The following is an 11,245-nucleotide window of genomic DNA, read 5'->3' on the forward strand; positions in this document are numbered from 1 at the left end:
ACCATCCCGACCGCGGCCGCAAAGAAAGCAACGGAGACCGGTAGCAGCCCAAACGCAGTCGCCACCATAGCCAGAGCAAGGTTACCGGCACGATACCCTTACGGACGCTACCAAGCAGGATAGCCCTTTCTGCCAGCGGCAGGCAGCCGAGTTCGCGCAATATCTCGGGTATCGTCGCTGGCCGTCGAGACCAACGAAAACTGGATGGAGGCCAACCGCTACATCAACATGGACGACCTGCGCGAGCACAACAAGCTCGCTCGACGCCAAGCCGCATGACCAGCGCCATGGCCGCCCCTTTTTGCAGAACTTGACGCACACAACCTGCTTCAAGTCTGTTGCAAGCTTTGAACCTGTCCGTTTACTTTGCCGCAAACCAAGAGTTCTTCGACCTCCCGCGCCGCGATGCAACGAGAAGACGAAGTGGAATTTCGCATCCATCGGCGGACGCGCCGCCGGCCTCATTTTGGTCAATTCGCCCACTTGAGGCATGAGGAATGCAACATTTTGTCTAAAATTATCAAGATAGTTCAAACCAGAACCTAAAGTCCTGTGGGTACAACGCACTCCAGAACAATAAGATTGGAGGCTAGCACATGACGTTTTCTACTGCACATCGGAACCGTTTTAGAAGAGTGGCGATTGCAGCGATCGGGCTTGCTGTTTCCGTGGCTCTCGGCGCAAACGCGCAAGCAGGCGAAATGCGTAAGCCAGAGGGAGAGACACGGTCCGTCTACCTTGTCAAATATCGAGTTAACAACGATGTTCGCTACAACAAGAAACCCGTCGGCAAGGTCGTTAAAATATCAGCATCCCGGTACTTGAACAGCAACACCTATGTCTGCACTCCGAGCGGCTTTGGTCAGAAAGCGCGTTGCTACACTCGGAGGGTCTCGAATCAGCCAGGCGTTTAATGTTGGACCTGGTTTTGACAGAAGCCGCCGCGCCTGAAGCCGCGGCGGCTCCGTTTTTGCGCGGTTATCGAGAATTCGCCTTAAGATGCGAAACTTCTTTGCTTACCCGATTACCTTTGACCAGTTTGCGCGCCTCATCGTCCCGGCGAGCGGGATTGTGACGAAAGACATACCATTTCCCACCGATGAAAGGCTTCTGATAAACGACGCCATGTTTTTCACGGTGCAGGAAACATGTGATTGCACCGCTTCTTGCCAGACTCCCTTTCGCTACTTTGCTGGTCCAGAGAGCGCGCATGCAGAGCTTGCCCCCATTGGTCGCATGCCAGTTTCCCTCCGCATAGGACCATGCTGCCCGTTTGCGCGACCAAGCGGCGAACGGCTTCCTATTTGCAGAGAACAGCCCGCGAGCAGTTGTCTCCGCAGAATAGAACCCACCGCCGTTTTGCCATTTCCAGGTGCGGCCGGCATAGAGCTTTTCAACCGCTGAGGCCTTCATCGGCGTCGCGGCAGCGGCGCGTTTTTCTATAGCGTCGCCCGCCGGTTGTTTGGGAGCGGCGTAGGCATTGCCTGCAAGCAAGAACACAAACAGCACCGCACTTGAGATAATCGAACGGATCGAAAACATTTTACTTCCTCTCCACCAAGGCAATTCCAGTAAGACTGCGTAAGAGTCCTGCGTTGGAACCGCATAGAAATAAAGGGATGGAGCGGTTCGGCCATCTGGTGAAAGCCGAACCACTCTGTCGAACGACTTGGATCAGTCCAGCGGATGGTTGGCCACGCGCCAATCGGGCCGGCCGACATTTCTCGGCCATGGATAGACTTCACGATCGTTGAAGTAGACAACGGCTGTCATGTCCGGGAACTCGGCATGCGGCTTGTTTGCTTCCGCGGCCCAGTCACGAGCATATTCGTCGTTACCTTCGTAGCCAAGCTCCGCAATGGCGATTGGTTTGCCGAAGCCCGTCACACGGTCATAACCCGGCTTTGTGCGCTCCACAAAAGTCGTATCACGACCGACCTCCAGCTTGTCATAGGGCTGATAGCCAAAGACGGACAGACCGATAATGTCGACATACTTGTCGCCAGGATAGAAGGCTTCCAGTCCTTCTTCTCCCTTCGGTGACCACATGTATTGGGCCGACGGAAGATGCTTGCGGCATATGTCGATGACATGCCTGTAGGCGTTCACATAACCTTCAGGCTTCCAGAAAGCCCAGGTGAATTGCCCGTCATTATCTTCCATTTCCTGCGCCCAGCGGATAGTGACGGGGCTTTTCAGCTGCGCCGCCGCAGAGCAGACCGCTGACATATTGGCATCGTAGCGCCCGCCCAAAATCCCGGCGAGCAAATCCTCAGGACCTACACGCCAGTCCCGCGCCCAGGACCACGGCTCGACCGTGATCAACAGGGAACGTCCACGCTCACGCGCATAGGCATCTGCGGCGCTGAGCGTTGCCAGATCCACATCTTCCCAGGGAAGAAAAAGGTGTTCGATTTTTGAGTTGGAATCGTTGGTATAATCCGCGTGCGGATCGTAGGCGCCGGGGGTTACGGAGTCAGCCGTGATGATGGGACGCTTGTCCCGAAACTGATTGCGGCTGTCGACACTCGCTCCCGACACGCCGCTGGCTGCATAGACACCACCGGAAATGCATGCGCTGCAAAGCAAGGCTGCTGATAGTTTAAAGAGACTTTTCAAGGCCCCCTCCCTTTCTTACTGTTCAGATTGCTGTGCCGCACCAAGCGCGGCTTTGATGGCATCGAGTTGACGGGAAACCAGATCGGTGGACACTAGCTTGCTGGCCTCGTCGTCTTGGTGGACCTCGGCGTTACGGAACGCATACCACTCACCACCGGGCTCGCGCTTCTGATAGATCGTTCCATTATCGATGCGATGCGAAAAGCAGGTCTTGGCGAGAAATACACCCTGTTCGGAATGCCATGTCGCGTTGAGACACATCCAACCTGTCTCGGTGATGATCCAGCGGCCTTCCGCCCAGGATTTGCCCGTCTCACCGTCGGTCCATGCCGAAAATTGCCGGTCCGCGCCCACCATTCGTCCGGCTCCGCTGTCCCACTGCCAGCTCTTGTCTCTATAGAGATCGTAGATTTCGCCTGCTGTCATGCGACGTGCCCCGTCCGGCAGAACGGAAACCTGTGAGGAAGAGGCAAAGGCCGGTGCAGCAATGCAGGACACTGCCCAAGCGACTGCTGTCAGCATCCGGAAACCTGACAGCAATAGAGCCCTTTCAGATTTAGAAAGTGCCACCGGAACCTCCTGCCATCTCGAGATGAGCGGCGCCCGCCGTTTGTCCTCGATGGGCGTGTCCGGTCGCATGAGGCAGCGCGGCCGGGGTATTGTCATGCTGGGTCGTAGCTGAGCGACCGATGGCCGAAACACGGAAGCCAATCTTTTCCGCAACGCGTGGTTCAAAGGCATTCCTGAGATCGATCAAGACCGCCTGGCGCATGGTCTTTTTCTGGCGCACGAGATCGAGCTTTCGAATGCTGTCCCATTCCGTGATAACGACCACAGCTTCGGCGTTGCACGCGCATGCATAGGGATCGTCAAAAAATTCGACTTCGGACAGGAGGTGACCCGCATTCTCCATGCCCACGGGATCATGGGCACGGATCTTGGCGCCGAAACGCTGCAAGGTTTCGATAAGCGGAACAGAGGGCGCATCGCGCATATCGTCCGTATCGGGTTTGAAGGTGAGACCCAGAACCGCGATCGTCCGCCCTTCGACGTCGCCGCCCAGAGCGTCCATCACCTTCAGCGCCATGCGGCGCTTGCGTGCTTCATTGGCGGTCACTGTTTCCTCAACGATCCGAACCGCTACCCCATAATCCTGCGCTGTACGCAGAAGAGCCATCGTGTCCTTCGGGAAACAAGAGCCCCCGTAGCCCGGGCCGGCATTGAGGAAGCTTGTGCCGATGCGCTTGTCGAGACCCATGCCCAGCGCGAGTTCTCCGACATTGCTGCCGACTTGCTCGCAAAGATCGGCCAATTCATTGATAAATGTAATCTTGGTCGCCAGGAATGCATTGGCAGCATATTTGATCAGTTCGGAAGTGCGGCGCTGGGTGACGACGATCGGCGTCTTTTGTGCTTCGAGAGGTGCATCGTAGAGTTCCATGAGAACGTTGCGCGCACGCTCATCCTCAACACCGATCACGACACGATCGGGTTCCATAAAATCGCGGATGGCGACGCCTTCGCGCAAGAATTCCGGATTAGACGCAACGGAGAAATGTCCGGCCGTACGTACAGATCCAATGATCTTCTGAACAGCATCGCCGGTGCCCACCGGAACGGTGGACTTCACCACCACCACGGCGCCGTCGTCGATCAGCGGCGCAAGTTCACGCGCGGCCATATAGGCAAACGACAGATCAGCATCCCCATGACCGGCTCGCGGTGGCGTCCCAACCGCGATGAAAACGACCGATGCCCCCTTGACCGCCTCAGCCAGGTTGCACGTGAAGCTCAACCGGCCTACCGCTGAATTGCGTTCCACCAGTCCATCCAGACCGGGCTCGTAAATCGGTACGATGCCGCGTACGAGGCCATCTATTTTCTGAGCGTTCTTGTCCACGCATGCAACTTGGTGGCCCCAGGCCGCGAAGCATGTGCCGCTGACCAAACCGACATAGCCTGTTCCAATGATCGCGATCTTCATGTGTTGATTGCCTTCTATCGCTGATTTGAATTGCTGGGAGCATTGGTGCGCCAACGTGGATTGAAGATGGTTTTGTGAACAGCGCGACCACCGACGCCTGCCCCGGCAATTGAGAAGCTGTCGTCGAACAGGGAAAAGCTTTTGGTTCCCCAGGCGAGCGCCTCGATGCCGTCGCGTCCACGCTCGACCGTGGCGAAGCTGGTAACCATCAAAAGGGCCATGAAACTGCTTGCCAGCGCGGGGCGATAGGCGCGACTTTTCATCCGCACGTCATTCTCCCTGCCATGCTGCAGCAAGATCATGAAAATCAGCAGCAAGTAAAAGCATGCATTGATGATGGCGAAGACGAAAAAGCCGCGCGTTTGATACGCATCCTGCACGAACACGACCGGCAGAATGGAGATCAGGACCACGAAGGCATACGGCGCCAGCACGCGAAACGGTAGCGGATCGACTTCGGACGTGCCTTTTGGCGTGACGCGAAAATCAACAAAGGATCCGGTCATCCAGTCACGAAACGCGGCAAAGGTTCCAGCCAGAACCCACGGCCAGCGCGCCAGCAAAAACAGCATCGCTTCCCAACTAAAAATCTTGCCGTCGATAGGCCGAAATGTGCGACTCGACCGCCACCAGAATGCCAGAAGCAGGATCATAAGCGACTGCGGCATGAAATGGAGCAGAAACTCTGGGTAAGTGACGTTGATGAAATTATCGCCCTGGATCAGTACGATCACGGGCAACAGGAATGTCAGAGCAAGAAAGAAGGCGTAAAGCGGGTACCAGAACTGCGAAAATAGGAATTGAACCTTCAAACGCAGCGGCAAATGTCCGATCAGTTTTGGTGAGTATTGCAACAGGATCGTCACCAGGCTCCGCGACCACTGGAACTCCTGCGTTACAAGATCGACAAACGTCCGTGGGCCGTCGCCATGGGCGATGGCATCAAGCGCGTGAGCCCCTCGCCAGCCATGGGCATTCATGAAGAGCGTTGTGGAATGATCCTCGGCGAGTTCTGGCCCCAGCCCACCGATTTCCTTCAATGCCGCTGTGCGCACCGCATAGTGCGATCCGATGCATACGGGCGCGAAGCCATTATTGTATCCGGCTTGCAGTGACCCATGCATGCTCGCTTCGATGTAGAGGCGGCCACGCGCGGACCAGCTTTCATGTGCATTGCGATCGCAAATGCTGGGCGCGGAAACGTAACCGATTGTCGGGTCGGCAAAAGGCCGCAACATGTTATATAGGTAGTCCGGTTCGGGAACATGATCGGCATCGAGCTGCGACACAAAATCATATCGGTCGTAGCCATAATGATCGTAGAAGAAAGCTAGGTTGCCTTCCTTGCAGCGTGTGCGGCGAGGCCAGGACTGGCGATGGTAATCGGCGCGACTTTTGCGGGTGGAAACGAATACGCCATGTTCGCGGCACCATGCGAGCGTTGCGGGCGATGGATCCTCATCGGCCAGCCACGTGTCGTGAGGCACGTTCTGGGCTAACATGGCCCGCAAGGTTTCGGCCACCACCTCAAAAGGTTCTGATGGAGCCTTGGTGACCACCATGGCCACGCGACTTCCTGCGGAAATACGCAGCCGTCCGTGCGGCCGGCGTGCATTGAAGAAAATGGTGATGAAGTAGACTGGCAAAAGCGTTATCCACGCCAGAAGCGCCGTCACCAGAATTGAGCCGACCATGTTGGTGTGGGTGGCTCCGAAAACCCACCATTGCCAGAAGAATGCGACGGCCATCGCCCACAAAACCGCACCCATAATGTACTCGACGCGCTTTCGGCCGGTGAAGACCGGCACCATCAGGGGTTCTTCCCTGTCAACAGACAGCGCGATGCGCGGCGTTCTCATGAGCGCACCTCGAGCCCGAAGAAGGGAGCCGCTGTGCGAATTATCGTATCGAGATCGGAATAGAGCGCCTGAAAGCCAAGTTTTTCGGCAGCGAGCGCCGGATCGGCATAAAGCACCGGAGGATCGCCCGCACGACGAGCGCGCATCTCGACCGGCACGTTACGACCTGTCAGCCGGCTGATCGCTTCGAGAATTTCCTTAATGGATGTACCACGCCCGCTGCCAAGATTGACGGCCAGATTGCCACCGCAGTTGATCAGATGTTCGAGCGCCAGCACATGCGCGCGCGCCAGATCCGCGACATGAATATAGTCGCGAATGCAGGTGCCGTCGGGCGTATCGTAATCCTGGCCATAGACTTCGAGAAAATCGATCCTGCCTGCAGCGGCCATCATGGCTCGCGGAATGAGATGCGTTTCTGGATCGTGGGTTTCGCCGATTTCCCCGTCGATATCCGCGCCGGACGCATTGAAATAACGCAGCGCCACGTAGCGCAGCGCATAGGCAGCCGAATAATCGGCAAGCATTTGCTCCGCGATGAGCTTCGTGCGTCCATAAGGATTGATCGGGCGCTGGCTCTCGCCTTCGCGGATCGGCAAGCGATCCGGAATGCCATAGGTGGCGCAGCTTGACGAGAAGATGATATTGCGCGTTCCGCTTCTCTGGCAGGCGTCCAGCAGCGATTGGGTCCCGTTGACGTTGTTCTGATAATATTTTGCCGGTTTCTCTACGGATTCGCCGACATAGGCCGATGCAGCAAAATGGATCACCCCGATAGGGCGATACTCATCCATGACGTGGGTCAACCGCTCCGAGTCAAGGATGTTGCCTTCAACGAAGGCGCCCCATCGGACGGCTGACCGGTGACCCGTGGATAGATTGTCGTAGACAATCGGATCATAACTCTGCCTGGCCAAAAGCTTGGCTGTATGGCTGCCGATAAAGCCGGCGCCACCAACGACAAGTACGTTCTTGCCGGACATCAGGCGGCCTCCGCCAGCTTTCCGGAGGGCTTCCTCAACTGCCGTTCGAAATAAGCGATCGTCGACTTCAGCCCATCGGCCAACGCCACGGTCGGCTCCCATCCAAGTTCTCTCTGGGCCACTGTGATGTCGGGCCGACGCTGGCGCGGATCGTCCACGGGCAACGGGTGATAGACGACTTTGGAGCTCGAGCCGGTCATTCCCACGATCTGCTCGGCCAACTCACCGACTGTAAATTCGCCGGGATTGCCGATGTTGACAGGCGTGTGGATCGCCTGAGGGCTGTACATGAGCCGGTAGAAGCCTTCGATCAGATCGTCCACGTAACAGAAGGAACGGGTCTGCGACCCGTCGCCGTAAACGGTGATGTCCTCGCCCTTGAGCGCCTGCACGATGAAGTTGGAAACGACCCGGCCGTCATCCGGGCGCATGCGCGGGCCATAGGTGTTGAAGATGCGCACGATACGGATGTCGACGCCGTATTGCTGATGAAAATCGTAGAACAGAGTCTCGGCAGAGCGCTTTCCTTCGTCATAACAAGAGCGCGGACCGAAGGAATTGACATTGCCCCAATAGCTTTCGGGCTGCGGATGCACATGGGGATCGCCGTAGACTTCCGAGGTGGAAGCCTGGAAAATCCGCGCCTGGTAATGTGCTGCCAGTTCCAGAAGATTGAGCGACCCGATCACGCTCGTCTTCATCGTATGGACCGGGTCGGCCTGATAGTGCGGCGGTGAAGCCGGGCAGGCGAGATTGTAGATCTCGTTGACCGGCAGATCGAGCCGTTCCACGATATCGTGGCGCACAAAGCTGAACGTGTCGTAGTTCAGGAGGTGGCGCAAATTCTCTAGCCGCCCCGTGGAAAAATTGTCTACGCAGATAACAGAATGGCCGTCTTGCAAAAGACGTTCGCACAGATGTGATCCGAGAAAGCCGGCCCCGCCTGCGACAAGTACCCTCCGTTGCGAGGAAAGATCAGATTGCAACTTTGCAGACTGAAATGCGATACTCACGGGAGCCCTCATTCATAAAAACCATCAGTGCCAAAAGGAAGACATGTAGATGTCTAAATGCACTGAGACTTCAGGTTTTCTTCCTGTAGTGAATCTGATGATTTCCAATACCTCCCCGGTTCCTACGTTGCGATATCAGGGAATCCGGAAACTTTTCGAAGCGTCCATTTTTGCAGCTGACCCGCTCGACCGCACCATCGCCTCCGGCCGAAACCTTTTCATCGATCATTCTGATGAAGCGGCGATGCTGCCAAAGGTCTTTATCTCGAAGCGAGCCAAGAAACCCATTCATGGCCGGTTCAGGATCGAGCCGCTAAGGGTTAGCTTTGTTGACTTGGTGCGATAAACTTAACTACTCTACAAACAGTTAGCCTTAAATGTATCTAATGATTTTGTTTATCTTATAAACAATACACTTCGGAGGTGACGTGAGGTTTCTGCAGATGGATTTCTGACGTTATCGTCGTTATATTACTGAATTCCATGACTGTCTGTGTAATCTTGGCTGCGGTTGCCGTGACCTGTCGTGATTTCGTGCCTTCCCGGATTCGGCTCACCTCAGTATTTCTGACCTTTATCGGAGGGATCGTTCTTTCCATTCAGGGTAATGAAGGTGCCTTCTGGCCTGCCGCCATCGGCAATACCATCATTATCTATTCCTTTTGCCTGACCTGGATCGGCGCGCGCTATTTTTACGGCAAGAAGGAGGTTTGAGAGCGGCGCTTATCATTTCCATCGCAAGCTTCCCCTTCATGTCGTTTTTCCATACAAGCTGGCAGGGTCGGAATGTTGTCTATGCGGTCGGTCAGTTCCTCCCCATGGCGATGACGGTGGCATATCTCCTGAAGCAGCGCGACGTCGCGGCCTTCCGGGTCGTGGCTGGAGGCAGTGATGTCGGATAAGACGGTCCCACCTAACGACAGGGAGCCGACATCTGTCGAACGTCGCCGCTGGCCGCGCATGTCGCAGGATCCACTCGGTGAGGATGAGGTGGAGAAGGCCGTCCTGACGTCGTTGCGCTTTGAGACGGAAATCCTTCCACCAATCCAGCAGTTTGCTGCCTGGCGGGAGCATATGGCGGTATTGATGGATTCGCGTCTGCCGAACAATGTGGATCCCGAGGATGGATTTGTCGTCCAGCAGGCGGTGTGGAATCTGGGCGGCATGCTTTTGTTGCAACAAACCGTTCCGGCCTTCAGTTACGAACGCTCGCCAGATACGGTGCGGTTCAGTCCAATTGACCATTGGCAGATCACCGTTCTCCGCGCCGGTCGCACCTGGACCGGAGTTGACGGACGTGTCGCGCAAAATGAACCGGGCATGATTGAAATCCGCTCGCTCGGGCATCCGTTTAGCGGGCGGGCGCTGGCAACGGAGTCGATCAGCCTGATCGTTCCCGTCGATCTGTTTGCCGATGGAGGTAGCTTGCCGGCGGCGAGCAACAACGTCGTTTTGGGTGGACACCGGGCCAAACTGCTGATCGATCTTATGTCAAGCGTTGAAGCCAATCTCGATCGCTTCACGCAAGACGACCTTCCTAGAATCAAGGACCGTTTGCGGAAAATGGTATTCGACGCGGTTACACCTTTGGTGGATCGTGATGACGGCAACGATCAGATCTCACAAATCGGATTGATGACGCGGGCGAGACGCTTCATTTCGAGCAATCTTGCCTCGCCCGACCTGACACCGGATGCTCTCGCCCGGGAACTGGCGACCTCGAGGACACGGCTCTATGAGCTTTTCGAAACGTCCGGCGGCGTTGCGAATTACATTCGTCGACGACGTCTATCCGCAGCTCATGCAATGTTAGCGGATCCTTCCGACACCCGAAAGGTCGCCGAAGTTGGTCTAGCAATCGGCTTTGATTCAGCGGCGAATTTCAGTCGAGCTTTCACGCAGCAGTTCGGGTATAGCCCGAGCAACATACGCAAGCAGTCGTCCGAAGACTACATGTACCCGGATAGGCAAACAGGTAAGAAACCAAAGGTCACATTCGAAAGCCTGCTGCAAACGCTCGGCCTCTTTTGAGGATGGCGAGGAGCATATATAAGATGTACACTAAGGACGTTCGATGACGACTTCGGGCATCTAAGCAATCGACCAACCTTCTATCCCTATAATTGGAAAATTTTCGAATAAGCCGCACGTCGCCGATAGTAGAAGAACACCTCTTCCATAGTAAGCCTCGCGATGTAGCGGTCTTCCGGCTCGAACCCCGAGAGCTGGCAAACGCGACAGCCCAAGTGGACCTCTCTGTCGTGAACCGCTGAGGGGATCTAGAGAGCTAGTGCGTCAATCAAGCTTGTCCCATAGCGTGTTCAGATATCCTGGTCTCTTTCACAAACGCTCGCAATTCGGCTGGAGGTGCGAGACAAAAAGTTCGAAAAGCATCCAGGAACCCCAGCCATCGCTCACTGGGTCCGTTCCGGACACATGTGTAGCAGCCGTTTAATAGTGCGACAGTTGAGCACGTTAGTGGTGCGACAGTTTTCGCCGGCCGGCGAAAGTTCGAGCCGGATTGGTCCGTCCATCGCATATCAGTTCATTGGCCATACGATCATTAGCATCGGCACAGCAACAATGACGACGAGGAACGATAGCGGCAGTCCCAGACGTGGATAATCGCTGAAACGGTAGCCGCCCGGTCCCATGACGAGCGTGTTGCACTGGTGGCCGATCGGGGTGAGAAAATCGCAGCCGGCACCAATGGCGACCGCCATCAGAAATGCTTCCGGCCTGTAGCCGAGATCGCCAGCAAACTCGGCGGCGATAGGCGCCATGACC

Annotated in this window: 11 protein-coding genes and 1 pseudogene; 4 read left to right on the forward strand and 8 right to left on the reverse strand. The window is 56.1% G+C overall.

The annotated features are described in order from the left end of the window. The first annotated feature begins 596 nt into the window (after nucleotides 1–596). Nucleotides 597–914, forward strand: a complete 318-nt coding sequence (locus CIT26_RS38555) for an MlaD family protein (protein ID WP_095495263.1) — start codon at nucleotides 597–599, stop codon at nucleotides 912–914. A 64-nt stretch (nucleotides 915–978) separates the two neighbouring features. Here the strand turns inward: CIT26_RS38555 and CIT26_RS26205 are convergent, their stop codons facing one another. From CIT26_RS26205 to CIT26_RS26235, 7 genes are all read right to left on the reverse strand, one after another. After that, on the reverse strand, nucleotides 979–1,542 hold the full coding sequence (locus CIT26_RS26205) for a DUF995 domain-containing protein (protein ID WP_095495264.1): 564 nt from the start codon (nucleotides 1,540–1,542) through the stop codon (nucleotides 979–981). A gap of 132 nt (nucleotides 1,543–1,674) precedes the next feature. After that, the gene (locus CIT26_RS26210) at nucleotides 1,675–2,619 is read right to left on the reverse strand and encodes a glycoside hydrolase family 26 protein (protein ID WP_095495265.1); all 945 of its coding nucleotides are present in this window, start codon (nucleotides 2,617–2,619) and stop codon (nucleotides 1,675–1,677) included. A gap of 15 nt (nucleotides 2,620–2,634) precedes the next feature. Continuing rightward, the gene (locus CIT26_RS26215) at nucleotides 2,635–3,141 is read right to left on the reverse strand and encodes a DUF995 domain-containing protein (RefSeq protein WP_095495266.1); all 507 of its coding nucleotides are present in this window, start codon (nucleotides 3,139–3,141) and stop codon (nucleotides 2,635–2,637) included. 34 nt (nucleotides 3,142–3,175) lie between these two features. Further along, nucleotides 3,176–4,603, reverse strand: a complete 1,428-nt coding sequence (locus CIT26_RS26220; RefSeq protein WP_095495267.1) for a UDP-glucose dehydrogenase family protein — start codon at nucleotides 4,601–4,603, stop codon at nucleotides 3,176–3,178. Between the two features lie 14 nt (nucleotides 4,604–4,617). Then, nucleotides 4,618–6,462, reverse strand: coding sequence for a glycosyltransferase (locus CIT26_RS26225; RefSeq protein ID WP_095495268.1), 1,845 nt, complete (start codon nucleotides 6,460–6,462; stop codon nucleotides 4,618–4,620). Further along, a complete protein-coding gene (gene galE / locus CIT26_RS26230) occupies nucleotides 6,459–7,445 on the reverse strand; it encodes a UDP-glucose 4-epimerase GalE (protein ID WP_095495269.1) in 987 nt (328 codons plus the stop codon). Before galE ends, CIT26_RS26225 begins: the two co-directional genes overlap by 4 nt. Beyond that, a complete protein-coding gene (locus CIT26_RS26235; protein ID WP_095495270.1) occupies nucleotides 7,445–8,470 on the reverse strand; it encodes a UDP-glucuronic acid decarboxylase family protein in 1,026 nt (341 codons plus the stop codon). The genes galE and CIT26_RS26235 overlap by 1 nt, the downstream gene beginning before the upstream one ends. A gap of 37 nt (nucleotides 8,471–8,507) precedes the next feature. On the opposite strand from CIT26_RS26235, the gene CIT26_RS26240 reads away from it, so the two are divergent. From CIT26_RS26240 to CIT26_RS26255, 3 genes are all read left to right on the forward strand, one after another. Continuing rightward, complete coding sequence (locus CIT26_RS26240) at nucleotides 8,508–8,804, forward strand: hypothetical protein (protein WP_143747920.1); 297 nt, start codon at nucleotides 8,508–8,510, stop codon at nucleotides 8,802–8,804. 155 nt (nucleotides 8,805–8,959) lie between these two features. Beyond that, nucleotides 8,960–9,172 (forward strand): hypothetical protein, encoded by a 213-nt coding sequence (locus CIT26_RS26245; RefSeq protein ID WP_143747921.1) that lies wholly within the window; start codon nucleotides 8,960–8,962, stop codon nucleotides 9,170–9,172. 177 nt (nucleotides 9,173–9,349) lie between these two features. After that, the gene (locus CIT26_RS26255; RefSeq protein WP_245319569.1) at nucleotides 9,350–10,489 is read left to right on the forward strand and encodes a helix-turn-helix domain-containing protein; all 1,140 of its coding nucleotides are present in this window, start codon (nucleotides 9,350–9,352) and stop codon (nucleotides 10,487–10,489) included. A 509-nt stretch (nucleotides 10,490–10,998) separates the two neighbouring features. On the opposite strand, the pseudogene CIT26_RS26260 reads toward CIT26_RS26255, so the two are convergent. Further along, nucleotides 10,999–11,245: pseudogene (locus CIT26_RS26260) on the reverse strand (SLC13 family permease); the annotation flags it as partial.

This window comes from Mesorhizobium temperatum, assembly GCF_002284575.1.
GTDB lineage: Bacteria > Pseudomonadota > Alphaproteobacteria > Rhizobiales > Rhizobiaceae > Mesorhizobium > Mesorhizobium temperatum.